At 46.5% G+C, this 26181-nt stretch carries 15 protein-coding genes and 1 riboswitch; all 15 genes read right to left on the bottom strand.

The features are described from left to right. Window positions 1–8756 (bottom strand): hypothetical protein (locus Q0G26_RS03800; RefSeq protein WP_293828721.1); only part of this gene is annotated, 8756 nt, incomplete at its 3' end. 14 nt (window positions 8757–8770) lie between these two features. Beyond that, a complete protein-coding gene (locus tag Q0G26_RS03795; RefSeq protein WP_366517730.1) occupies window positions 8771–11458 on the bottom strand; it encodes a TonB-dependent receptor plug domain-containing protein in 2688 nt (895 codons plus the stop codon). Between the two features lie 353 nt (window positions 11459–11811). Then, entirely contained in the window at window positions 11812–12003 is a 192-nt protein-coding gene (locus Q0G26_RS03790) for a hypothetical protein (RefSeq protein WP_293828718.1), read from the bottom strand. Window positions 12004–12074: 71 nt separating this feature from the next. After that, window positions 12075–12268: riboswitch (cobalamin riboswitch) on the bottom strand. 400 nt (window positions 12269–12668) lie between these two features. After that, window positions 12669–13070: a YkvA family protein gene (locus tag Q0G26_RS03785; RefSeq protein ID WP_293828717.1), complete on the bottom strand. Its 402-nt coding sequence runs from the start codon at window positions 13068–13070 to the stop codon at window positions 12669–12671. 33 nt (window positions 13071–13103) lie between these two features. Next, complete coding sequence (locus Q0G26_RS03780) at window positions 13104–13595, bottom strand: YajQ family cyclic di-GMP-binding protein (RefSeq protein WP_009146299.1); 492 nt, start codon at window positions 13593–13595, stop codon at window positions 13104–13106. Between the two features lie 99 nt (window positions 13596–13694). Continuing rightward, window positions 13695–14081, bottom strand: a complete 387-nt coding sequence (locus Q0G26_RS03775; RefSeq protein ID WP_293828716.1) for a DUF3783 domain-containing protein — start codon at window positions 14079–14081, stop codon at window positions 13695–13697. Window positions 14082–14095: 14 nt separating this feature from the next. Continuing rightward, window positions 14096–17821: a PolC-type DNA polymerase III gene (locus Q0G26_RS03770; RefSeq protein WP_293828714.1), complete on the bottom strand. Its 3726-nt coding sequence runs from the start codon at window positions 17819–17821 to the stop codon at window positions 14096–14098. A 394-nt stretch (window positions 17822–18215) separates the two neighbouring features. Then, window positions 18216–18947: an MgtC/SapB family protein gene (locus Q0G26_RS03765; RefSeq protein WP_293828712.1), complete on the bottom strand. Its 732-nt coding sequence runs from the start codon at window positions 18945–18947 to the stop codon at window positions 18216–18218. A 69-nt stretch (window positions 18948–19016) separates the two neighbouring features. Continuing rightward, window positions 19017–20726 carry a proline--tRNA ligase gene (locus Q0G26_RS03760; protein ID WP_293828710.1) on the bottom strand — a complete coding sequence of 570 codons (1710 nt, stop codon included), beginning with the start codon at window positions 20724–20726 and terminating at the stop codon, window positions 19017–19019. Beyond that, window positions 20726–21808 (bottom strand): flavodoxin-dependent (E)-4-hydroxy-3-methylbut-2-enyl-diphosphate synthase, encoded by a 1083-nt coding sequence (gene ispG, locus Q0G26_RS03755; RefSeq protein WP_293828708.1) that lies wholly within the window; start codon window positions 21806–21808, stop codon window positions 20726–20728. The genes Q0G26_RS03760 and ispG overlap by 1 nt, the downstream gene beginning before the upstream one ends. 7 nt (window positions 21809–21815) lie before the next feature. Continuing rightward, window positions 21816–22832 (bottom strand): RIP metalloprotease RseP, encoded by a 1017-nt coding sequence (gene rseP / locus Q0G26_RS03750; protein ID WP_293828706.1) that lies wholly within the window; start codon window positions 22830–22832, stop codon window positions 21816–21818. Between the two features lie 43 nt (window positions 22833–22875). Continuing rightward, window positions 22876–24027, bottom strand: a complete 1152-nt coding sequence (locus Q0G26_RS03745; protein WP_293828703.1) for a 1-deoxy-D-xylulose-5-phosphate reductoisomerase — start codon at window positions 24025–24027, stop codon at window positions 22876–22878. 10 nt (window positions 24028–24037) lie between these two features. Then, window positions 24038–24916, bottom strand: coding sequence for a phosphatidate cytidylyltransferase (locus Q0G26_RS03740; protein WP_293828701.1), 879 nt, complete (start codon window positions 24914–24916; stop codon window positions 24038–24040). 172 nt (window positions 24917–25088) lie between these two features. Further along, a complete protein-coding gene (locus tag Q0G26_RS03735) occupies window positions 25089–25877 on the bottom strand; it encodes an isoprenyl transferase (RefSeq protein ID WP_293828699.1) in 789 nt (262 codons plus the stop codon). A gap of 123 nt (window positions 25878–26000) precedes the next feature. Continuing rightward, entirely contained in the window at window positions 26001–26165 is a 165-nt protein-coding gene (locus Q0G26_RS03730) for a 4Fe-4S binding protein (protein WP_009146289.1), read from the bottom strand. Window positions 26166–26181: the final 16 nt, after the last annotated feature.

Here is a 26181-nt window from a genome sequence, read left to right as displayed (position 1 = left end):
TTGCTGTTGGCTGCTGCCTTGTTAACGGTAAAGTTACCGCCGTGTACTTCAGCAGGATTGCTGCTGTTGTGCTTGTAGATGACAGTTGCGTCACCGCTGTAGCTACCGATGGTTACGCTGGCTGCAGCGTTAGTCATATCAACTATGCCGTTGGTAGCATTAAAGCTCTTCAGGCTGCTGGCGCCACTGTTATTCCAGGTGCTGCCGTTCAGCGTAAGAGCAAAGTCTGCGCTAGTGCTTGCGCCGGTCCAGATGCTGCCGTTCGTCAGCGTTGCGCTTCCTGCTGCACTTGTGCTGCCGTTCCACTTGCTGTTATTGGCAGTCAGGCTCAAGCCTGCGCCGCTGTTATCTCCGCTCCAGCTACTGTCGGTCAAGTTAACCGTTGCATTAGCGCCGTTATTGGCACCGGTCCAAGTGGTTGCGTTGGTCAAAGTAATGTTAGTATTTGCACCGCCGTTAGCTCCTGTCCAGGTGGATTTATCTGCCTTTACTGTTACTCCGTCTGCGGTATTGCCTTTGCTCCAGCTTGCGCCATTGGTCAAAGTTACATTTGCATTTGCACCGCTGTTCATACCGCTCCAGCTAGAAGCAGCCAGCTTAATTGTGCTACCTGCACCACTGCTGTCGCCTGTCCAGCTTGTGCCGTTCGTCAGCGTTGCGTTCAGCTTGCCGGTATTCGCTCCGTTCCAGCTGCCCTTGCTCAGGCTCATGGTAGTGTTACCGCTGTTGTCACCAGTCCAGCTTGCGCCTTCCTTGAAGTTCAGCTCTACGCTGCCGTCGGCATCTGTTGTAACATCTCCGTCTAGCTTGCTGAGGTTCTTAGCTGTAACCTTCGCACCCTTGCCGTTAGCAATAATACCACTGCCAATGGTGGTATCTGCAGAATCAATCGTTACTGCCGCATTTGCGCCGTCAGCACTTACTGCACCGCTAATTGCTGCGCTTGCTGTTCCGTTAATGCTTACGCTGCTGTTTGCGCCGTTAGCATTTACTGCGCCGTTGACCTTCGCAGCCTTCGTTGCCTTAATATTTACAGCATTATTTGTAGTTACGTCACCATTCAGCGTTGCGTTAACTGCAGTGATATTCACCTTGCTGTTGTTAGCGTTGATTGCTTTCGCACCACTTACTGTCAGGCTGCCTGCATTCTGAACTGTCAGCTTACCACCGCTTGTTGCGATACCGTCACCGCCGTTGGCAGTAATCGTCAGATCGTGGTTGTTCAGCTTCAAGGTTGTATCCTTAGCTGTAGTAATTGCACTGCTGTCGGTAGTAATCGTGGTTGCGTCTTTCGTGAAGTTATAGATATTATTATCGACGGTGTTGGAGAGTACGCCGGCCTTACGGTATTCCTTATCAGTCAGATGTTCACCGGTAATGCTCGTTACAAAGGCTGTTCTGTCCTGTTCTGTTGGATATACAGGTCCCGGCGTTACAGTCTTGTGGTCCGCACTGCCCTGACCGGTCGTCTTGTCATAGACAATACCTGCGGTCTGCTTAGCAACAGAGGTTGCTGTCAGGCCTTCGGCTATCTTCACAGTACCGTTCAGGTTGCTTTCTGCTCCGCCTATTGCTCCCAGGTAGAACAGCTTGCCTGCCAGTGCATCCAATGCTTCGTTAATCTTATCCTCATCCGTAGTATCTACGCCGGTGTTATCCGTCAGCATGGTAATCTTGCTATTGGCCGCTGCCTTAGTAACAGTAAAGTTACCGCCGTATACTTCGCCCGGATCACTGCTGTTATGCTTATAGATGACAGTTGCGTCACCGCTGTAGCTGCCGATGGTTACGCTTGCTGCAGCGTTAGTCATATCAACTATGCCGTTAGTAGCATTGAAGCTCTTCAGGCTGCTGGCGCCGCTATTGTTCCAGGTGCTGCCGTTAAGTGTCAGGCTGAAGTCTGCGCTAGTGCTTGCACCGTTCCAGATACTGCCGTTTGTCAAAGTTGCACTGCCTGCAGCACTCGTGCTGCCGTTCCACTTGCTGTTATTGGCAGTCAGGCTCAAGCCTGCGCCGCTGTTATCTCCGCTCCAGCTACTGTCGGTCAAGTTAACCGTTGCATTAGCGCCGTTATTGGCACCGGTCCAAGTGGTTGCGTTGGTCAAAGTAATGTTAGTATTTGCACCGCCGTTAGCTCCTGTCCAGGTGGATTTATCTGCCTTTACTGTTACTCCGTCTGCGGTATTGCCTTTGCTCCAGCTTGCGCCATTGGTCAAAGTTACATTTGCATTTGCACCGCTGTTCATACCGCTCCAGCTAGAAGCAGCCAGCTTAATTGTGCTACCTGCACCACTGCTGTCGCCTGTCCAGCTTGTGCCGTTCGTCAGCGTTGCGTTCAGCTTGCCGGTATTCGCTCCGTTCCAGCTGCCCTTGCTCAGGCTCATGGTAGTGTTACCGCTGTTGTCACCAGTCCAGCTTGCGCCTTCCTTGAAGTTCAGCTCTACGCTGCCGTCGGCATCTGTTGTAACATCTCCGTCTAGCTTGCTGAGGTTCTTAGCTGTAACCTTCGCACCCTTGCCGTTAGCAATAATACCACTGCCAATGGTGGTATCTGCAGAATCAATCGTTACTGCCGCATTTGCGCCGTCAGCACTTACTGCACCGCTAATTGCTGCGCTTGCTGTTCCGTTAATGCTTACGCTGCTGTTTGCGCCGTTAGCATTTACTGCACCGTTGACCTTCGCAGCCTTCGTTGCCTTAATATTTACGACATTATTTGTGCTTACGTCACCGTTCAGCGTTGCATTCACTGCAGTGATCTCTACCTTGCTGTTATTGGCATTGATTGCTTTATCGCCTGTTACAGTAAAGTTGCCTGCATTCTGAACTGTCAGCGTACCGCCTGTTGTTGCGATACCGTCACCGCTGTTGGCAGTAATAGTCATATCGTTGTTGTTCAGCTTCAAGGTTGTATCTTTGGCTGTAGTAATTGCACTGCTGTCGGTGGTAATCGTGGTTGCGTCTTTCGTGAAGTTGTAGATATTGTTATCTACTGTGTTGGAGAGTACGCCGGCCTTACGGTATTCCTTATCAGTCAGATGTTCACCGGTAATGCTTGTTACAAAGGCTGTTCTGTCCTGTTCGGTCGGATATACAGGTCCCGGCGTTACAGTCTTGTGGTCCGCACTGCCCTGACCGGTCGTCTTGTCATAGACAATACCTGCTGTCTGCTTAGCAACAGAAGCTGCTGTCAGGCCTTCGGCTATCTTCACAGTGCCGTTCAGGTTATTTTCTGCACCACCAATTGCACCAGTGTAGAACAGCTTGCCTGCCAGTGCATCCAGTGCTTCGTTAATCTTATCCTCATCCGTAGTATCTACGCCGGTGTTATCCGTCAGCATGGTAATCTTGCTGTTGGCTGCTGCCTTGTTAACGGTAAAGTTACCGCCGTGTACTTCAGCAGGATTGCTGCTGTTGTGCTTGTAGATGACAGTTGCGTCACCGCTGTAGCTACCGATGGTTACGCTGGCTGCAGCGTTAGTCATATCAACTATGCCGTTGGTAGCATTAAAGCTCTTCAGGCTGCTGGCGCCACTGTTATTCCAGGTGCTGCCGTTCAGCGTAAGAGCAAAGTCTGCGCTAGTGCTTGCGCCGGTCCAGATGCTGCCGTTCGTCAGCGTTGCGCTTCCTGCTGCACTTGTGCTGCCGTTCCACTTGCTGTTGTTGGCAGTCAGGCTCAAGCCTGCACCGCTGTTATCACCGCTCCAGCTGCTGTCGGTCAAGTTAACCGTTGCATTAGCGCCGTTATTGGCACCGGTCCAAGTTGAGCTATTGGCAAGGCTAGCTGTAATATTACCATTGTTATTGCCTCGCCACTCGCCATTCTCCATAACTAATTGGGTATTACCATTATTATCGCCTTTCCACTTATTTTTCAACAAGCTACTCTTCGCAAAATCTAATATCACTTCACCAGTATCATCTGTCGAAACATTACTATCTAAATCTACAATCCCTTGATTGCTAACTAGTTTAATTTTAGCATTCTTATCTGCGATTAAATCCCCCATCACAGTCATGTAGGCTCCACCGCGTAATTCAATGTTGCCTTCATTGGTTGCATGTAAACTGCCAGAAATATTTACACCAGATTTTACAAGAAGCTTTCCTCCATCAGCTAATACTGCTACCTCCGCTTTATTACTAAAATCTTCTTTATCGCCATATTGCACAACCCTACCAGCCGCTATACTTAAGCTTTTTGTTATTTCCACCGATGAATCTTTACCATTGATAGTTATAACAGGCGTAGCATCATCAACTTTTCCATATGCTGCTAAATTACCTTCTATTTTCAAAGAACCATTATTTACTATGACTCCCGGTTGATATTCGTTACGTGTCTTGTAGTCATATGTATGTATCTCATCTCTACCGGTATAAACGGTACCGGCATCACGTATATTTAATTTAGCATTATTAACAATAATATTAGGAGCTTTCTGCGCATTTAGATACAAATCATAAGTTCTTCCCAAACATATTGTTGTATCATGGTTTACAGAAATCGCATTACCATTTTCAGGTACAATAGTTGTTTTTTCATGTAAAGAACTAGTTGATGGATCTAGTGGAAACTCATATTTGTTATTATCAGCCGTAAGCACACCATGCTGCCTGTACTCTTTATCCGTTTTATAATCACCGGTCAGAGTTGTATTAAACACAAATTTATCCTGCATTTTAGGATAAGTGAAGCCTGGTGCTACACTGTTCGCGTCCAACATGCCCTGTCCATTTGTACTATTGTAGATGATACTGCCAGCCTGCTTACTAATTTCAGGTGCAGTCAGGCTTTCCACAATCTTCACCGAACCAGATAAATTTTGTTTTCCTTCTATTGCTTCTTGATAATATAACTTATTAGCCAAAGCATTGAGCGTATCATTTACACTATCCTCGTCGTTAAGCTTAATCCCACTACTATCCGTCAACAAAGTGATAGTACTCCCGTCGATAGCTTTATTGATGGTAAAGCTTCCTCCTTGTAATTGTGAAGGATTAGTATAATCGTGCTTATACAGCAAAGTAAAGTTGCCATTATAATTACCAACAGTAGCATTCGCTGCACTATTAGTCATATCAATGGTTGGATTAGTCCCACCAGCTCGTCCAAGATTACTGCTAAGATTTTCTACCACAGAATCAGCAGTTATAACCCAAGTACTGCCGCTAGCCATTTTTAAATCAAAGCCTGCGCCACTATTATAACCCTCCCATACACTGCCAGAGTTAATTGCAACCTTGGTGTCCTTTCCGAAACTATTACCATTCCATTTTGCATCTAACAGATCAATGGTACTATTATCCCCACTATTATTACCGCTCCATTTGGCATCCTGTATCGTAATAGTATTATTCTTTCCACTAACGTTACCAGACCATTGAGCCGAATTCTGCACATTAATAGTATTACTATCGCTAACTATGTGTCCATTATAGCTTGCACTATCTACTGTTAACTTAGTGTTATTAATTTTTACGTCTTTATTCCAAGAACCATTGTTACGAACAGTTATAATAGCATCTTTGCCAATATTCTCTCCATTCCACGTTGAATCATCTATTACAATATTTGCGTTATTACCACTATTATCTCCGCTCCAATTAGATTTATTTTTAAGCTCAATAACAGCCGTACCGCCTTCATTATTCCCTTCCCAACTTGATGTATTCAGCGTTACGTTTAATCCCTCACCCTTATTATCACCAGTCCAGGTGGAATCTGATGCTTTAACCACCATATTGCTGCCACTGTTATCACCAGTCCAGCTCGCTTTATCCTTCAGTGTCAGATTAACTTTATCGCCGCTGTTATTGCCATGCCAACTATCATTTTCCACAAGGAAGTTTTTATTATTTTCAACATTATCTCCTTTGGGAACTTCTAATTGCGTTGTAACTTTTTCACCTAAGCGTCCTTGTCCACTAGTACTGCTATATTCAATATTTCCAATATATTGAGCTGCAGAAGCCGCTGTCAGACCTTCGGCAATCTGTACCTGTCCATCCAGATTTCTGCTGCCGCTGACATAATCTGTATAATAAAGCTTGTTGGCCAAAGCGTCGAGAACCTTATTGACAGTTGCTTCAGAAGAAGTATTTACACCGCTGCTATCAGTACGCAAAACTACAGCGGAGCCATTTTCAGCAGTCTTCACCGTAAAATTGCCACCCAGAATATTTTCCGGATTATTGTTATCATGCTCATAAATAACCATAGTATTACCGCTGTATTTATCTATGGTTATATCCTTGCTGCCACTCTTCTGGAAAATAACGCCTGCAGCACCTGCACTGCCACCTGTAAGTTTGCTGATATGGCTTGCTCCATTGCTGCCGACATCTTCATTATCCTGTGCATAGCGGGTATTATTGGCCTGGTTTATCCAGCTTGCACCATTTTGCAGCCACATATTGACCGTACCGCCATTATCCACAATGCCCCGCAGATAGGAATCACCTGTAGTCAACGCTACATTAACCGTACCGGTTGACAAAGCAAAAATATCACCGCCCAGCTTAACGCTGTTATTGCCGGCTGTTGCGCCGTCCTTACTAGTGTTGACGTTAATGGTTCCCTGATATGCACCCAAAGCATAGTAGCCATAATTCATGCCCTTCGGCACATTAATCTCGCCACCGCCAATAGAAACTGTACTGTTCTTAGCATTCGTTGTAATGCCATTGCCATACACATCCATATCGGCAGTACCGCTGACATCTACACGGCTGTTTTCTACCTGTGTAAGAATACCGGCATTGTTAAAACGCGATAACACATTATCAGCATTTATAGGAATACCCCAGGTTTCGCTGTCAGTGCCCTTTACAGTCAGATTGCCGTTAATTGTAATTGTGTTGGTAACATCAGAAGCATAGCTTGCTTCGCCCCAACGGTCTGTCTTCTGTATAGCAACGCCATTACCGCCGTAGCCGCCGCTCATTGAAATATTAACGTCACCATTAACAGTAATCTTACTGGCAGCTGACTTGCCTGCATCATTCATAATTGCGTTATTCAAAGAATTGCCATCTACAGCACCAATGGTAATAATATTCAGCTTGTCTGCATTAATAGTAACGTTCTTGCCATTGCCGGCATAAACACCGACAGGTGTAGCAATGCTGTTCTGTACCTGCAGCTGCAAAGTATTGCTGCCGGCATTGACAGTAATATCATTGCCGTCATGCGCATAAATAGCGGCCAGAATATTATTGCTTAAATCAGCCTGATTTTTCCAAGCTACTTCATTCAATGAAATAGTTTTATCCCCTTCAAATGTATAATTGCTATTATCTGGGGTAATATCGGAATATATAGTATCGCTTGTAGTTCCTGTAATTCTGTTTTGATAATCTGCCGTTTTAACATTAGCATTAATATTTATAATTGTACTAGTTGTTGCCGAAGGTGTTGTAAGCCCTTCTTCCAGCGACTTAGTTAATAAAGCCAGGCCACCAACAACATCATCACCAGCTAATTGCGTTACAGAGTTAAAAGTATGGTAATCACTGTTACCGGCTAAATTATAAGCTGACCATGTATAGCTGGGATTGTTGTCACCATCAAGGTAAACCACAATATTATCGCCAAATTCGCCCCACAAACGCTTGGTATAATACTCTGCAAAAATTTTGTTAAACCAACCTGTTTTTACACCAGTATTACCACCGCCATCAGTTTTATCCTGAACAACAATCTCCCAATCCTTAGGTGTTGTTGAATTCAAATTTGCCACTGTGGTTTTATAAATATTGAAGGTACTGCCACCCCGTCCTGATCCATCGAGATTGTAAGCAAGGATATACGCCGTACCATTTGGCCAAACACAAATATCTCTAAAATCCAATTTAAATTTTTTAATATTTTCAGGTACAATAGAAGCATTGACTTCATTCTTATCATTTAGTTTACCGCCATTCAATACGCCAATAGTAACGTTTGAACCGTTGTTTCCATATCCGTAATTCTGCATACCTCCAATGGCAGTGTTGATTAATAAATTATTGTAGCTATTTAATTTTACTGTATCTGTATTGCGCCCTGTTCTAGTAAAAGAAACAAATTTCAAGCTACCATCAGCCTGAATATCATATTGCAACAAATAGCCAGAGGAATAGCTAGTATTTCCGCCTGTCGCATTAACACTAACTACAGCAAATAACTGATTACCTTTTACTAATAAAGATTCGCCATGAGTCCATGCTCCTTCGCTAACATCTAAATCTCCTTCACAATACTTATTAATATCATCTAATAAATATCTTGTTTTACTTACATCCTCAACTAATGCATTGTTTGTTACCTTAGCGACCGCAATAGTTCCTAAGTCATAATCACCTGTATAAACATACCCATTATGACCAGCTGCCGCATGGGGATTAGCCCCTTTTGAGATTGTTCCGGATATATAACCATCTTTCGGCCAATCCGTGTCAGCGTCAACTAATATCATAGGAAGTAAATCTATTGTATCATAAGTATATTGCCGTAAAATAAACTTATTTTTACCATCCATTACAAAACTATAAGCAGCCGGATCTCTATTCAAAGATGTCATAACAGCCCTGTTCGGTTCAGCGTCTATACTATCCGTAACACGCGAACCTGTAATAACAGCCATATTGCTGCTGCCATAATTAGAAGGTACTGTAACCAAAAGGTTAGCCGCCATAGCGCTACCTGCAAATACACAACCACCCAAAACCGATGCTAAAATTGCAGCTTTCTTTACATTGCTCATTTTACGCATATTTATTCATCTCCTTAGAACTGGTACCTTGCAGTTACGTAATAAGTTCTTCCTTGTGTCGGAAATTCCGGATTTATGTAACCATCTGGTATATTAGTTATATTGCTCAATATTTTTGCTCTGGGTCCATGATTAAAAATATCGTTGCAGCCAACAGTTACCTGCCAATTCTTCTGTGGCATCCATTTCAAGCCACTGTTCATAACAAATAATTCTGCTACCGGCATTCCTGACAAGTAAGGGGAAATATCTCCACTACTAGCTTTACCTCTGCTTGTAAAATATTCGTCAGTGTAGTGTCCTTCAGCAAACATAGAAAACTTATCAGAAGGTCTATAGGTTATACGAAGATTTCCTTCCCACTCAGGTTGGTATGTTGACCATACACTGCTATAGCCATGATTGTTACCATTAGCAGTATATTGGCTATAAGATTTACTGTTAACATATGTTAACTGCAAATCTAAATCAAATTTATCCCATTTAAAGCTACTTTGTAATTCCAAACCAGTAGCTTTCCCTTTGTTATCGTTATAATAACACCAATAATCCTTACCAGCGCGCTCTAATTGCAACATATTGGTAGAATCACGCCAAAAATAAGTTATCGTAGTAGAATTATCAGCTCCTAAAAGCTTATTATGCATAATGGCACTAACATCAAACTGCTTTCCTTCCTCAGGAACAGGGAATATCGCCCCTTTCCCGTTATGGTCTGCAGGAGTAGGCAATATGCCAGCTCCATCACCGGCAATTTCTGCCATATTAAGTAACCGGTAATATGTACCACCTGTCATGCGCACAGTTAAATTGTCATTAAATTCTTTTTTTAACGCCAACTGCCAAGTAGTTTTGCTGTTTGTTTGTGAATCTTTAGGATGTATCCATCCAAAATAACCATCTCCAAAACGTTTACCATCACTATAACCAATAATTTGGGATTGGTTGTACCGTAAACTTGGCGTCAAAATCCAACTACCAGCCTTATCCAGAGTAATAGAATCTTGAATTTGGATGTTAAACAGTTTCTGATCATATTTATTACGTATTTGCGATGCCAGGGAATTCTCATTTTCTTTACTTAAAACCTTATCCATATTTGACCCTTTGATTTTCATTCTCTCATTAGAATAATTGATAAGGAAATCAAGCATATTATTATCATTCAACTTATAACCGCCATCAATCTGTGCTGTATACTTATTGGACTTATATCTACTCCATGCACGTAGTGGGGTATTTGCTAATTCCCAATCCTGCCCAGGATTGAAGTTTTCTATCAATATATGTTCTGCATTATATTTTTTATCTTGATATTCATAATCAATCATCCAACCCCATTCCAGCTTGCCTCTTTCCTGGCGGTTCTGCAACATAAGTCCCATGTTCTCTTGTTTTTGCTTTCGGCTATCATAATAAAATTTGTCATATAAATCTACTCCATTGCTGGCAAATGCACCCTTTACATCTCCGCCCCATACGCTGTCCGGCAAATGCCTTTCCAATTTATTGTACGTTCCCTTAATCATCCAATCAGCATTTTGCCATTTAACTATAGTACTAGATTTTTCATAATCATTATATTTTCTATATCTGGTTGCATTTTGCGCTTCTTTTAATTTTTGCTTCCATTCTTTAACTTTTTGTGCATAAGCTTCTATACTAGGACTATTCTCCGGATTAACTTTATTTGTCCATTCATTTATATTGCCTTGAACAATGCTATCACCATAATTTTTGATTATTTCATCTTTTATTTCTGGAGTTATAATTCCAGGACCAAAGTTATTTCCATTCCAGTCATTTTCCACACCAGAAAACCAATCATTATTATCATATCCAGCATCAAAATATTTTTGCTGAATACCTTGATCAACTAGCTGTTGTTCTATTTTGTAAAAATTCGTCTTGCCTATATCTTGTTTTGCAAAATTATAACGATTTTCATAAATAGAATTACTTAAGCTATTTTCTCCTTCATTTTTAACATACGCTTCCCATGCATCATTATTTGCTTTAAAATATTCTACTTGCTCATCTGAAAGCTTTATTAAAGTGCCATTGAGCATATCTATATTATTATTATTAAACTCTACTATTTCTTTTTCATTTTCAGCAATATAAGTTTTTATACTAGGTATATACCTTTCCGCAGCATAATTCTTATATTTGAAATCACCGTCACTTGATTCGTAGTTAGTGCCAACCATTAATGAACCATCTCCCAGAGGAGCTGTAATCTCCATAGAGCCTCTTTTGCCGCCATAAGAGCTTTTGCCAACCTCTAAGGATACATTGGTTGTTTCCGGTTTTTTCGTAACAATGTTGATAACACCGCCCATGAAGGTACCGCCAAAACGGCTGGGAATATAACCGCGGTAAACCTCAATACGCTCTACGTTTTTTACAGGAATTGTCGAAAGGTCGACAGCAGTGTCACCGCCAAGGTTAGCTAATACACCGTCAATAAAAACGCCGACCTGCGCCGCAGTAGAACCACGCATCGTCACCGTTGTATACTGTCCCTTGCCGTTTACCTCACGCACATGCACGCCTGGCACTGTTAAAAGCAAGTCAGGCAATGATTTCTGCTCACCCTTGAAGTCATCAGGGCGCACAATATTCACCGTGCCAGGAGAAAGCTTACTTTCCCAATCGGGACGTTTTGCTTCTACCGTCATAGTTTCAAGGCTGAAGTCCATAGACGGATCATCAGCCCCATTGCTTGCTGCCTGTGCGGACTCATTTGCTTCCGCATAGGCAACAGGCAGAAAGTCAGCATAGCAACATCCCAGAGATATAGCAATTGCTGCAGCTAAAATATTTTGGCCATTAATATTTTTCACTTACATCTCCCCCTTAACCTGGAAATTTATTATAAGCTTATAAAAAAAGACTTAATTTTAAAATGGGCATAATAGTCCCATAATAAAATTAAGTCATCAGATTAATTTTATATGTCTTCAACTGCAATCCGACTTCACGGTCTCCTGTGCAGGTAAGCTAAGCTATTTGGCGTGCTGAAGTACATGATTATATGTAATATATTGAAAATTTACGATTTTGTTTTTAAACTATTGCTGTGTATAGCGTTCATTCTACCATGCTGTGCCCCTGCTCCATCACGCCGCCGCAATCTTAAAAGTTCCTCTATAATTGCAAGCAGATAATCCCGCGGTATTACTACAAACTGCTCATCCAAGCTCTGAAAATGCGTTAAACTGAGCTTTAAACCCTTATACTTCATTTTGAATCCATTTCCCCCTTCTTTACAAAGGCACACTAAAACAATTCTCATCCGCCTGTAAATCGCAGGTATAATGGATATCTCAAACAAATAGCGCTTTGACTCAAGATCTTCATGCCCTCATCCCTGTGCGAAAGGTATAAGCTATGACAATATGCTTATATGATGGAAGCACTCCCTAATACAATTGCGGTACAGTGCAGGATTTTCACCATGCTTCCCTATTTGTTTAATATGTTTTTAAATTTTTTCATACCCAAAGCAGCAATCGATATAATGTTTCAACATTATTTTGTTTTATTTTTCTCTTTTTCCCTATTGAATCTTTATATCATTTACTGTTTTCATTATAACACCCATGATGTTATATAGTCAAGAATTTCTGTCCATTAATTATTGTCATTTATTCTTTATTTACTTTTCAAAAATTATATTATATATTGTTTTGTTTCATATATTACATGAAATAAGCAATATTCTGCGTCGAATCATAAGTAAATTATCAATTATCTTCTCTTTTGCTCTAGCAAATCTTTTTTGCGACATGAATGCAAGCATTCCTCCCTTCACACTAAGCACTGCATTAAATCCTTCGCATCAGCGTAAGGTTACGTGGGAAAAAGAAAAAGCGCTGCCTTCCGGCAGCGCCTCTTAGTCCAAAGCACTCAAAGCTTCGCAACAGCATCCTCACCAAAAACCTTCGTCAACAATGCCTTCGCCTCAGCCTTGACCTCATCATCAATATAACCCTGCACCTTCAGCAGCGCAAAGGTAATTGCCACAAGATCATCACTATAACCAAGCACCGGCGTCAAATCCGGAATAAAATCCAACGGAGAAATCAAATAGCCCAAGGCGCCCATAATCAACGCCTTATCCTTCGCAGGAACCTCCGGCTTTTGCAGTACGCACCACAGCTGAGCAACCTTATACAGCAGCTCCAGTCCTATATGAGCACCAAACTTACTGATCTTGTGCAGTAAATTCTCCTCGCTGTAGTTGTAAGCATACTTACGCAGCTCGTTCTCATTGATTTTACTTTTGTCAAAGTCTTTGTCTTCTGTCATTTGCTCCACTCTTTCCTGACCGTGGACGAATGCTTAGCGCATGTTGATGAATTGCAGGTCTACGCCAAAATCGCCAGCCTTCAGCAGCTGGATAACAGCCTGCAGGTCATCCTTCTTCGCACCTGCAACACGTACCTGGTCGTCCTGAATCTGAGCAGTTACCTTCAGCTTGGAAGCCTTGATAGCTGCTACGATTTTTTTGCCGTTCTCCTTAGAAATACCCTGTTGGATTTCCAGAGATTGACGTACAGTGCCTTTAGCAGCAGGCTCAATCTTGCCCGGAACCAGGCAACGCAGAGGAATACCGCGTTTAGCCATTTTTTGGCGCAGCATATCTAAAATTGCGCCCAGCTTGTATTCGTCCTCAGCTGCAATTTTTACTTCCTTCTCACCGAGCTCGATGGAAGCATTGCTGCCGCGGAAATCATAACGCTGGTCAATCTCTTTTTTAACCTGATTAACAGCGTTATCCATCTCCTGCATATCAACTTGGGAAACAACGTCAAAGGAACTATCTTTTGCCATTATTATTATCCTCCTAAATGTAGCTAAAGTTTATCATGCCTAATTATATCAGAGAAAGCGCTTTAACGCCAGTAAAACTACCGAAAGCGGCAATTTTGCTTATTTACCCGCATTTTTGCCATGCATATAAGCATGCTCCTGGCTAAGCTCCTGCAAAAGCTGCAGGCCGCTCCAGGTGCAGTTGGTGGGTGTCAGCATCGCCTTAAGCGCCACCTGACGCAGCTTGCCCTTTTTTATGGCAGCCAGCAGTCTGTCCAGATCCTGACGGCTGAAGCCGCACATGAGCAGCATTTCCTCCTGCCCTTCGTCACCGCTGTAAGCCTCACTGACAGACGCCACCTCTGGCAAGCCTGCTAGATAGCCGACAGGCTGCAGCAGCTCCTCGCGCGCCACGGCGCGCAGCTGCGTGCGCAGCATCATGCAGATCAGCTTCAGCGCCTGCAAACGCTCAGGCGTAAAATTATAGGCCAAAATTATTTTTTGCATATGATTCTCCTATCTCAGGCAAACAAATCAATCTGGTTATTTTCCGGCAAATCGCCCAAAACGCCCATGTCTGCCAGCTTTTCGATAACGCTCTTATTGACGCCCGAGCGCAAGCGCAAATCCTCCTGGGAGATAAACGGTCTGTTAATATCCCTGGCAGCCGCAATGCTCTTGGCAGCGTTTTCACCTACACCGCCCAAGGCAGCCAAAGGCGGACGCAGGCCGTTTTCCGTAACCAGGAATTTAATCGGGTCCGACTTGTATAAATCCATCTTATCAAAGCTCAGACCGCGCTCCAGCATCTCATTCACCAGCTCCAGATAAGTAACCGTTGTTTTATCCAGTGGCGAAGCCTTAAAGCCCTGCTGGTAAACATTCTTGATGAAATTCTTCACATAAGCCTTACCCTTGGAAACATGGGTATAATCAAAATCCTTGGCACGTACCGTAAAGTACGCTGCATAAAACTCCTTAGGGTAATGCACCTTGCAATAAGCAATGCGGTACGCCATCAGAACGTACGCAACAGCATGCGCCTTTGGGAACAGATACTGTACCTTTTCGCAGGACTTGATGTACCATTCGGGAATATTCACTGCGCGCATAGCCTCCAGCATCTTCGGCTCCAGACCTTTTTTCGCCGCCTTACCCTTACGCACGTGCTCCATCGTCTTAAACGCCAGACTTGGCTCCACGCCCTTGGAAATCAGGTGCGTCATAACGTCATCACGCGTGGAGATAGTTTCGGCAACAGGCTTGCCTTCCTTAATCAAATCCTGCGCATTGTTCAGCCATACGTCCGTACCATGCGAATAACCTGATACACGCACAACCTCACTGAACTTCTTCGGCTGTACATCGCTGATCATCTGACGTACAAACTTGGTACCGCATTCAGGGATACCGAAGGTGCCTACAGCACTGTCAATCTGCTCCGGCGTAACACCGAGCGAAGACGTATCCTGGAAGATACGCATTGTTTCTTCATCTCCCACAGGAATCTTCTTGGGATCAAAGTTAGGATCCACATCCTCCTGCAGATATTTTTCCAGCATCTTCAGAACCATCGGATCATCGTGGCCCAGAATATCCAGCTTAACCAGACGGTCATTGATGCTGTGATAATCATAGTGAGTAGTAATCGTAGTGCCATCCTTATCATCGGCAGGACGGTTCATCGGCGTAATATAATGGATATCCATATTACGCGGTACAACCATGATGCCGCCGGGATGCTGGCCCGTAGTGCGCTTGATGCCGGCAAAGCCTTCAACCAGCGCAGCCACATGCGCCGGATGCACATGCAGATTCTTGCTCTCGTAATATTTTCTGATAAAGCCTATCGCCGTTTTGTTGGCGATAGTAGCAATCGTACCGGCGCGGCAAACATTGTCGCGGCCGAAAAGCTCCTCGGTGTACTTGTGCGCCACGCTCTGGTCGGACATAGCAGACGGATCATCGGGATCAATACCACCGGAGAAGTTCAAATCAATATCAGGAACCTTGTCACCATGGAAGCCCAGGAAAACTGCAAACGGGATATCGTGACCGTCGCGCAGCATCCTCGTGCCGCATTCGGGACAATCCTTCGGCGGCAGGTCAAAGCCGCTGTCGACCTCATTGTTCATAAAGAATTCGCTGTGACGGCAATGCGGACAGCGGTAATGCGGCTTCAGCGCATTTACCTCGGTAATATCCAGCATCGTAGCAACAAAGGACGAGCCTACGCTGCCACGCGAGCCTACCAAGTAACCGCGGTCGATAGAATGCTTAACCAGCTTATGCGCAATATAATACAATACGGAGAAACCGTGGCCGATAATAGCGTCCAGCTCCATCTTCAAGCGGTCCTCAACAATCTGCGGCAGCTTTTCGCCGTACCATTCATGCGCCTTAGCATAGGACAAATCACGTACGGCATCTTCCGCACCGGGAATAGAAGGCGAATACAGCTGGTCGCGGTCGGGAACAGGCTTAATGCGTTCAATCATATCCGCAATCTTATTGGTATTAGTAACAACAACCTCGTAGGCTGCCTCATTGCCCAGATAAGAGAACTCCTCGAGCATCTCCTCCGTAGTGTGCAAGTACAGCGGCGGCTGCAAATCAGCATCCTTATAACCCTGACCGGCCTGCAGAATCGCACGCAGCTGCGCATCCTCAGGATTGAGGAAATGCACGTCGCAGGTTGCCACCGTCAACTTGCCCAAGCGCTTGCCCAGCTCGTAGATTTTGCGGTTATGCTCCCGCAAATCCTCCTCCGTACAGTAATTTTCACGCACCAGGAACTGGTTATTGCCCGTAGGCTGGATTTCCAGATAATCATAAAAGCCGGCAATTTCCTCCAGCTCCTCATCGCTCGCACCTAAGCGCACCGCACGGTAAAGCTCGCCCGCCTCGCAGGCCGAGCCGAGAATAAGGCCCTCGCGATGCTCCTCGATAACAGCGCGCGGCAGCAACGGACGCTTATTCAGATAACGCAGATGACTGATAGTAACGAGCTGGTACAGATTACGCAGACCGATTTCATTCTTCGCCAGAATAATAATATGGTGACTGCTGATTTTGCTCTTGCCCTTAGTCGCAGCATCAGGATTTTCCGTATCAACAGCATCATCCTTCGTCTGGCGGTCGCTGATAAGATAACCCTCCATGCCGAAAATCAGCTTCAGATCACTGCCCTCCGCCGCATCAAAGCAGAACGGAAAGGCCTGCACTACACCATGATCGGTAATCGCCAAAGCCTTGTGGCCCCAACGGATAGCCTGCTTTACAAGGCCCTCCATCGGTGTCAGGCCATCAAGCTTACTCATCTTCGTATGGCAATGCAGCTCAACCCTCTTAATCTCCGCATTATCCATGCGCTCCTCCTTGGCATCGAGCTTCATAATGCCACGCGGCACCATGCACATCTCGTCAAAGGCAAAGCGGTCGGGGGCAACATCACCCTGCAGACGCAGGCGCATACCGGGCTTCAGCAAATTTTTAAACTCATTGCATTCCTTGCGTGGGTCACCGCCATCACGCTTGTCAAAACGCAGCTTGACGAAAATACCGCCGGTATCATCGCTCACGTTAAAGGTCAGCACAATGGAACCGACGCGCGTTTCCTTATCAATAAAGGTCTGCAGCGCACCGTCCTTATCCAGACTTTTGACAAAGGTACCTTCGATAACAACATTGCGCTCTTCCTCGGTAACAGTATCCAGCTTACGCGGTGTACCCTTGATTTTTTTGCCCCACAGCTGGCCGTCTGCCTTCTTTTCACCGTATAAGGCAGCCATTGCCTGCAGATACTCCGGATCCTCCTCCGGATTGTTGTAGGAAACTTCGCAGGGAGGCTCCGGCGGCAGAGTTTCGCCGATATCAATATCAGGCGGCTCCGGCGGCAGAGGAATCTCCTCCGGCAGCGGTTCACCAGTGCAATCGGTAATTTCTACCTCTGCCTGTGGCTCACGCTGCATCATCTGGCATTTGGAGCCATCGCCGTCGCAAATCATATCTACGCTTTGCAAAGAAAAAGCGGCTGCAAGCTGCTGCGCCGCCTTCTGAATCAAGCCGCCGGTAAGATGGGCGGCACAGCTAAAGTGCACCTCCCACTGACAGGCAGACTCGTCTACACAAATCTGATTAATATGCATCAGCTTCAGCTGCATCAGTTCCACCGGGGAAAAGGTCAGCGAAGCCAAAAAACTATAAAATTTTTCTTCATCAGGAATCAGGCAATATTTTTTATTCACATTAAATCCTTTCCTAATAATGACGGGAGAAGTTGTTGGATTATGATGGCGTGCTATCTTCCTCTGCTTTTTGAGATAAGCTAGAGTGCGTCAGATGCTAGGCGCGGATGCCGACGGCGTACTTTTAGTACGTCGAGGCGACGCAACAACGCAAATGGCGTGCTATCTTCCTCTGCTTTTTGAGATAAGCTAGAGTGCGTCAGATGCTAGGCGCAGATGCCGACGGCGTACTTTTAGTACGTCGAGGCGACGCAACAACGCAGATGGCGTGCTATCTTTCTTTTTTCCTGAGATAAGCTAGAGTGCGTCAGATGCTAGGCGCGAAGCCGACGGCGTACTTTTAGTACGTCGAGGCGACGCAACAACGCAGATGGCGTGCTATAGCTTATCTTGCTTATCGCATGTTCTCGACGCCTACTACACCCTCAATCCCCTGCAACCCTCTTACCAAATCTCCACCATCGGGCGCAGTCTTGCCAAGCTTCAGATAAACCTCCAGCACCAGGCGATTCTTTTCCTTATCGCGCTTTACGTTCAGTGATTTTACCTGTACACCGTTGAGCGACAGATAACCGGTAACATCGGTAATGGCACCGGAGCGATTGGTAGTAATGATGCGGACAAACTGGCGGTCGCTGCGGCTGTTGGCAGCGAAGCGTTTTTCCCAGGTATGGAAGGTAACAAGAGTTATCATGGTGATAATGGTCGCCACACTGCTGAGGAAGTACATACCGCTGCCGGCAGCAAGGCCGATTGCAGAAACCATCCACAGGCTGGCAGCAGTTGTCAGGCCGCGGATAGTGAGTCCCTCATGCAGAATAGTACCTGCACCGAGAAAGCCTATGCCACTGACAACCTGAGCAGCAATACGCGCCGAGTCGCGACGCTGACCGATATCCTCCTCCAGCTTGGTAGTCTGAGGATAGACATCATCAAAGCCGTAAAGCGAAACGAGCATAAACAGCGCCGAGCCTACGCACACAAGAATATGCGTGCGGAAACCGGCAGGGCGGTCGCCGCTGCCTCTTTCTATACCGACAATACCGCCGAGAATTGCGGCAACAACCAGCCTGATAACCATAACAACCTCTTTGTTATGCAAAAAAGAAGTATTAATTAAATCCATGCCAGTATCACCTCACAGCTTCCGTTCCCTCCGTCTGCGCCGGGCGCAGACACGGGAACTGCGTTATTTTTACAGCTTTTGCAGCATCTCCCTGATAGCAGTGATATAATCACCCTCCAACGGCAGCATGCTTACTTCGCCGGTCTTACGAACTTTTACTTCCAGCTCGCCGGTCTGCAGAGTCTTAGGACCTACAACTACGCGCAGCGGATAGCCGATCAGATCTGCGTCCTTGAATTTTACGCCCGGACGCTCCTTGCGGTCGTCGATAACAACCTCAACGCCTGCTTTGTGCAGCTCGTTATAGATTTCCTCAGCCTTAGCGAAGGATGCTTCGTCCTTTACGTTTACAGGTACAACAAGTACTTCATACGGAGCAATAGCAACAGGCCAGATCATGCCGTCAGCATCATGGCTCTGTTCAACGCAGGCAGCCATAGTACGGCCAACGCCGATACCGTAGCAGCCCATTACCATCGGCTGTTCCTTGCCGTTTTCATCCAGATAGGTGCATTTCATGGCTGCGCTGTATTTGGTGTGCAGCTTGAATACCTGACCTGCTTCAATGCCGCGAGCCTTAGCAATCGGAGCGCCGCAGTGCGGGCAGGGGTCGCCTTCAGCCATCAGACGGATATCGGCAACGTAGGTCGGAGTGAAGTCACGGCCCGGGTTAGCGTTGATGTAGTGGAAGCCTTCATGGTTAGCACCACAGCAAACATTGTGCATATTCATAACGGTTGCATCGCAAACGATAATAACCTTTTCGGGGTCAAGGCCTACAGGGCCCATGTAACCGCCGACAGTGCCAGCCTTAGCCAGCAGCTCTGCCTCAGCCATTTCCAGCTCAACTGCGCCTACAGTGTTTTGTACTTTGGTTTCGTTAACCTCGTGGTCACCGCGAACAAAGCACAGTACCAGGCCTTTTTCGCATTGGTAAGCAACAGCCTTTACGGATTTTTCAATCGGAGCGTTGAGGAAAGCGCAAACGTCGGCAATAGTCTTGCAGTTCGGAGTTTCAACCTCGCTCAGCTCCTGCATTTCTTCTGCCGGAGCTTCTATCGGATACAGCTCTGCCTTTTCGATATCAGCAGCGTAATCACATTTGGTGCAGTAGGTAATTTCTGCTTCACCGCTGTCTGCCAGCACCATGAACTCATGGCTGCCAGTACCGCCGATAGCACCGCTGTCTGCTTCTACCGGACGGAAGTTCAGACCGCAGCGGGTAAAGATTTTGTCATAAGCATCATACATTGCCTTATAGGAAACGTCCAGACCTGCTTCATCACGGTCGAAGGAATAGCCATCCTTCATAATGAAGTCACGGCTGCGCATCAGGCCGAAGCGCGGACGACGTTCGTCACGGAATTTATCCTGAATCTGATACAGGTTCAGCGGCAGCTGACGGTAGGAACGTACATCGTTCTTAACCAGGGTAGTAACCATTTCCTCGTGAGTAGGACCAAGGCAGTATTCATGGCCATGACGATCCTTCAAGCGTACCATTTCTGCGCCATAAGCGTCCCAACGGCCACTTTCCTTCCAAATTTCTGCCGGCTGCATAATCGGCATCATGATTTCCTGGCAGCCTGCATGGTCCATCTCTTCACGAATAATATTTTCGATTTTTTTAATAACACGCCAAGCCAGCGGCAGATAGGTGTACATGCCATTGGTGGATTTACGCATAAAACCGGCACGCAGCAGCAGCTGATGGCTCGGGATTTCAGCCTCGGACGGAACCTCACGCAGAGTGGGTGCATACATTTTAGAAACTTTCATTAACGGGATACCTTCCTCTCAAGTAAAATTTTATCTATTTCAGCAAAAAGCTCGCTTACAAGCTGCTCTTCGGGCACCTTACGCAGGATTTCGCCCTTGCGGAATACAAGTCCCTCGCCTATGCCGCCGGCAATACCGACGTCGGCCTCACGTGCTTCGCCAGGTCCATTGACCACACAGCCCATAACGGCAACCGTAATGGGTTCTTCAATATCTGCCAGACGGCGTTCAACCTCCAGCGCCAGCTTTTCCAAACTGATGCGGGTGCGTCCGCAGGTCGGGCAGCTGATTAAGGTCGGTCCGTGCTCACGCAGACCAAGGGATTTCAGAATGTCATAGGCCACACGCACCTCGTTCACCGGGTCACCGGTCAGAGAAACGCGGATAGTATCGCCGATGCCCTCAGCAAGCAGCGTACCGATGCCTACTGCGGATTTGATAATACCGCTATTGACAGTGCCTGCCTCCGTAATGCCGACATGCAACGGATAATCACACTGCGCTGCCATCAGACGATAGGCCTCCAGTGTCAGCGGCACATCATGCGCCTTGAGCGAAATCTTAATGTTACGGTAATCCATCGCTTCAAGGATGCGGACGTGGCGCCAAGCAGCCTCTACAAGAGCCTCCGCGGTGGGATGACCGTATTTTTCCAGCAAATCCTTCGGCAGGGAGCCGGCGTTGACACCGATGCGGATAGGAATGTTGCGTTCCTTCGCTGCTTCTACCACAGCGCGCACCTTCTCTTCGCCGCCGATATTACCGGGGTTTAAGCGCAGGCCGTCAACGCCTGCTTCAATCGCTGCCAAAGCCAGCTTATAATCAAAATGAATATCAGCAATGACAGGAATCGGACTTTCCTTACAAATAGTTTTCAGGCCCTCCGCCGCTGCCATATCAGGCACAGCACAGCGGATAATATCGCAGCCTGCATCTGCCAGACGCTGAATCTGCTCCAAGGTTGCAGCAGCATCGTCTGTATGTGTGTTAGTCATAGACTGAACGGCAATCGGAGCATCGCCGCCCACGGCCACGCTGCCTACGTGCAGCTGGCGGGTTTTTCTACGTTCTATCACTTTCATTCACCTCTTAACGTGTTATATCCTTAAAGGTGGAAAACACTGTCAGCGCTAAAATCAGCGCAATACCAACCATCTGGATGTTAGTCATAGCCTTGCTGCCGAGCGGTTTACCGCGCAGGCCCTCCAACAGCAACAGTACAAAATGTCCGCCGTCCAGTGCCGGCAGCGGCAGCAGGTTGATAACGCCCAGGTTAATGCTCAGAAAAGCAACAAAGGTAATCAACGGCAGCAGTCCTTTTTCTGCCACCTGACCGGCCATCTGCGCCACGCCGATAGGACCGGCAACCTCAGCCGGAGCTTTACCGGAAACAATCTTGTACAGACCATTAAGCATAGAAACAATAATATTTTTGGTATATACGCAGCCTTCCTTAATGGAGCCGAAGAAACCAAGGCTGACCTTGTTGAACTTAGGGCTGATGCCGATTAAGGGACGACCTGCCTCCTTATCGAATACAGGAGTCATAGTGTAGCTTTTTACAGCTCCCTGGCTTTCTGCAGTCAGCGTTACCGGATTAGTTCCGCTCGCACGCAAATTGGTAACAACCTCCGTCCAGGTAGCAACAGGCTTATTGTTAATCGTCAGAATGCGGTCGCCGTTACGCAGTCCCGCTTTTTCCGCAGCCATGCCGTCTACAACAGTACCCAGGATTGGCTCATTCACCAGCTCCTGCCTGCCCTCCAGCATAAAAATACCGCTGAAAAGAATAATAGGCAACAGAAAATTCATCAGCGCACCTGCCAGAATAACCAGCATTCTAGAGGGAATCGGCTTAGATTTAAAGGTTCCGGGTTCAGGCGGATCATCAGGATCCATACCTGCGATTTTATTATAGCCACCCAGCGGAATAGCTCTCAGGCTATACAAGGTATCGCCGTCCTTTTGCTGATACAGCTTAGGACCGAAGCCGATGGCAAATTCATCAACACGCATACCTGTGAGCTTTGCCGTAATAAAATGACCGAATTCGTGTACCGTAACCAGCACACCAAAAACAAAAACAGCGGCTAATATTGTAAGCATTTTACCTCCTTACGATAGTCGGCTAATCCTGCCGGCCTTCAGTCTATAATTTAGCAATAACCCCTTGGGCTGCAGCACGCGCCCAGGCATCCGTTGCTTCAATATCCTCCAGCTGCGGACGCAGAACATTGTTATGCTGCGCTGTAACCGTAGCAGTGATATAAGGGATATCCAGATATTTAATTTTGCCTGCCAAAAAGGCATATACAGCCTCCTCGTTGGCAGCATTGAAGGCACAGGGCAGAGTGCCGCCAGCCTTACCGCAGTCAATAGCAATCTTCAAGGAAGGAAATGCTTCTAAATCAGGTGCTTCAAAGGTAAGATTACCCGCAGCAACAAGATCAAGCTGTTCAAAGCTATAGTTGTAGCGTTCCGGCCAGCTCAAAGCGAACTGAATCGGCAGACGCATATCAGGCACACCCAGCTGAGCAATCACACTGCCGTCGCAGAATTCTACCAAGCTGTGTACGATGCTCTGCGGATGCACAACAACCGCAATTTTATCATAGGGCATATCAAACAGCCAATGTGCCTCCATAACCTCCAGGCCCTTATTGGCCAATGTAGAGGAATCGAGCGTAACCTTCTGCCCCATGCTCCAGTTGGGATGATTGAGGCATTGCGCCAGGGTGACATTTTCCAGCTCACTGCGTTTTTTACCGCGGAAGGGACCGCCGCTCGCCGTAATAATCAGGCGTTTGACTTCCTTTTCCGTACCGCCGCGCAGAGATTGGAAAATAGCACTGTGCTCACTGTCAACAGGAGTCAGGCTTACACCGTGCTTACGCACGGCTTCCATAACAATGCTGCCGGCAGCAACAAGTGTTTCCTTATTTGCCAGCGCAATATTTTTACCGCAGGCAATAGCAGCCAACGTCGGGCGCAGCCCGGCATAGCCTACCATAGAACCGAGCACTGTATCCGCTCCCTCGTAGGTAGCGGCAGCCAGAAGACCCTCCTCCCCGGCTAAAATTTCTGTCTTGCCGTGGTAGCGGTTAGCCAAGCGTTTAGCAGCATCCTTATCCGTTAAAACGGCAATATCAGGCTCAAACTGCTTAATCTGCTGTTCTAAAAGCTCATCGCTTTTATGCGCAGCCAACGCGCGTACCTTCAGCTTTTCAGGATTGGCAGCAGCAACCTCCAACGTCTGACGACCGATAGAGCCTGTACTGCCCAAAATAGAAATATTCTTCATTTGCTATCCTCTATTCTTGAAACATAGATAAAGCGCTGATAATCATCAGCAGATAATACACAACCGGTGCCGTAAACAGCAGGCTGTCGAAACGGTCCAGCACACCGCCGTGACCGGGGAAAATCTTACCGGAGTCCTTAATATCAAAGCTGCGTTTGACAATGGATTCGATCAAATCGCCAACCGGAGCAAAAATTGCCACCGCCAGCGCCACTGCCACAGCATGCCACAAAGCAATGCCTAAGCAGATAATGCACAGAAACAGTACGGTCACAAAGCAGCCGACAAAGCCGCTGACAGCGCCCTCAAAGGATTTCTTCGGGCTGACGCTGCAGAACGGCGTCTTGCCGAAGGCACGGCCGAAGAAATATGCAAAGGTATCGCTGGCCCAAGTGCCCAAAAGCACAATCCACAGGCAGATTTCTCCGTATTCAAATACACGGAAGCCCAAGTCGATATGCGGACCGCCGTCAAAGGAGCGCAACAAAATAATGTGCGCAAACAAAAGGCCGCAATACAGCATGCCCCAGGCAGTAAGCGCACTGTTCTCTGCCCAATGCTGCTCACCTCGGTTGCAATGCAGCCACAGGCCCTCAATTGTACTGAAAATGAAGAACAGCGCTGTCAGCATCAAAATAAATGCCAGCGTATAAACGCCCTCCAGCTCAAAATAATAGCCTGCACCGGCAACCAGCACCATCAGCAGTGCGCCAACGCCACCGGTCAGCGTGTAGGCATGATAGCCCTTGTTCTCCACCATCTTGTGGTATTCGTACCAGGCAACAGCAGCCAAAACAGCAACAGCCGCATTAAAAAGCATGCCACCCTTGGTGATAATGCCGACTGCTGCCACAATACCGATTACACCGGTAATAATACGTGTTAACATAGTTAAAATACATCCTTCTTTGAGTTATTAGATTAATTTATTTGAGCCCTGATGAAGTATATGGCGTCTTTCCTATTTCCTCCAGGCAGCCAGGAAGATGCCAGAGACGAGGAAGGGCGACGACGCCGTACATACTCGTACTGCTAGGAGCCCTGACGACGTATATGGCGTCTTACTGGCTGACCAGGCCGCCGAAACGGCGCTCGCGCCCTTGATAAGCCAAAATCGCCTCCACCAGATGATCCGGCGTGAACTCCGGCCAGTACACCTTAGTTGTCCAGATTTCCGCATAAGCAATCTGCCAGAGCAAAAAGTTGCTGATACGCAAATCACCGCCCGGACGGATAAGCAGATCCGGCGCAGGCAGGCCCTTGGTATACAAATGGTTTTCGATCACATTATTATCTATATCGTCTACGGCAAGAGTACCGTTGGCAACTTCTGCTGCAATGGTACGCACAGCATGCAGGATTTCTGCCTGTCCGCCGTAGTTTATAGCCAAATTCAAAATAATACCGGTGTTGTTTTTCGTTGCCTCGATTGCGTGGTCCATCTTCTGCTGTACAATCTCAGGCAGACCTTTACGCGAGCCGATAAAACGCACCTGTACGTTATTTTCGTTAAATTCATCAATTTCGTTGGTCAGATAACGGCTCAAAAGCTCCATGATGAAGTTTACTTCCGTCACCGGACGCTTCCAGTTTTCGGTTGAAAATGCATAAGCACTGATAACCTTAACTCCCAGCTTATCAGCTGCTCTGACAATAGTTTTCAGTGTTTCTGCTCCGGCCTGATGGCCAAAGGTACGCACCTTGCCCTGAGCCTTAGCCCAGCGACCGTTGCCGTCCATAATAATTGCAATATGCTGAGGAATATTCTGCATATCCAAGTCCTCAGTATGCATTACGATATTATTCTTAGTCTTATTTTTTGTTTGAAACAAGCCTCTAAACACAAGCATCAAGCCCTTCGCTAAAATTTGTAACTTGCTTTTAGTTTTCCTTACTTTTTTCCCTGATTAAAGAAGAGGCGAGCCTCCCCCTTGCGGGAGGCCGCCTTCCTGATTTTGCATTGCAGTCTTGAATTACTCAATAGCGCCAACCGGGCAGCTAGCAGCGCAAGCGCCGCATTCTACGCAGTCTTCACCGATTTCATATTTACCGTCAACTTCAGTAATAGCGCCAACGGGGCAGGTAGCAGCACAAGTACCGCAGCCTACGCAAGAATCCTTATCAATTTTCAGAGCCATTCGTCGCACCTCCTTC

The sequence above is a fragment of the uncultured Phascolarctobacterium sp. genome, from assembly GCF_934190775.1.
Classification (GTDB): domain Bacteria; phylum Bacillota; class Negativicutes; order Acidaminococcales; family Acidaminococcaceae; genus Phascolarctobacterium_A.
This window is presented reverse-complemented; position numbering and strand designations above follow the sequence as displayed.

Bases quoted from the DNA above. Each gene is read 5' to 3' on its own strand.
- Q0G26_RS03795 (WP_366517730.1), bottom strand. From the start codon at position 11,458: ATGGACTTCAGCCTTGAAACTATGACGGTAGAAGCAAAACGTCCCGAT.
- Q0G26_RS03790 (WP_293828718.1), bottom strand. From the start codon at position 12,003: ATGAAGTATAAGGGTTTAAAGCTCAGTTTAACGCATTTTCAGAGCTTG.
- Q0G26_RS03785 (WP_293828717.1), bottom strand. From the start codon at position 13,070: ATGACAGAAGACAAAGACTTTGACAAAAGTAAAATCAATGAGAACGAG.
- Q0G26_RS03780 (WP_009146299.1), bottom strand. From the start codon at position 13,595: ATGGCAAAAGATAGTTCCTTTGACGTTGTTTCCCAAGTTGATATGCAG.
- Q0G26_RS03775 (WP_293828716.1), bottom strand. From the start codon at position 14,081: ATGCAAAAAATAATTTTGGCCTATAATTTTACGCCTGAGCGTTTGCAG.
- Q0G26_RS03765 (WP_293828712.1), bottom strand. From the start codon at position 18,947: ATGGATTTAATTAATACTTCTTTTTTGCATAACAAAGAGGTTGTTATG.
- Q0G26_RS03760 (WP_293828710.1), bottom strand. From the start codon at position 20,726: ATGAAAGTTTCTAAAATGTATGCACCCACTCTGCGTGAGGTTCCGTCC.
- ispG (WP_293828708.1), bottom strand. From the start codon at position 21,808: ATGAAAGTGATAGAACGTAGAAAAACCCGCCAGCTGCACGTAGGCAGC.
- rseP (WP_293828706.1), bottom strand. From the start codon at position 22,832: ATGCTTACAATATTAGCCGCTGTTTTTGTTTTTGGTGTGCTGGTTACG.
- Q0G26_RS03745 (WP_293828703.1), bottom strand. From the start codon at position 24,027: ATGAAGAATATTTCTATTTTGGGCAGTACAGGCTCTATCGGTCGTCAG.
- Q0G26_RS03740 (WP_293828701.1), bottom strand. From the start codon at position 24,916: ATGTTAACACGTATTATTACCGGTGTAATCGGTATTGTGGCAGCAGTC.
- Q0G26_RS03735 (WP_293828699.1), bottom strand. From the start codon at position 25,877: ATGCTTGTGTTTAGAGGCTTGTTTCAAACAAAAAATAAGACTAAGAAT.
- Q0G26_RS03730 (WP_009146289.1), bottom strand. From the start codon at position 26,165: ATGGCTCTGAAAATTGATAAGGATTCTTGCGTAGGCTGCGGTACTTGT.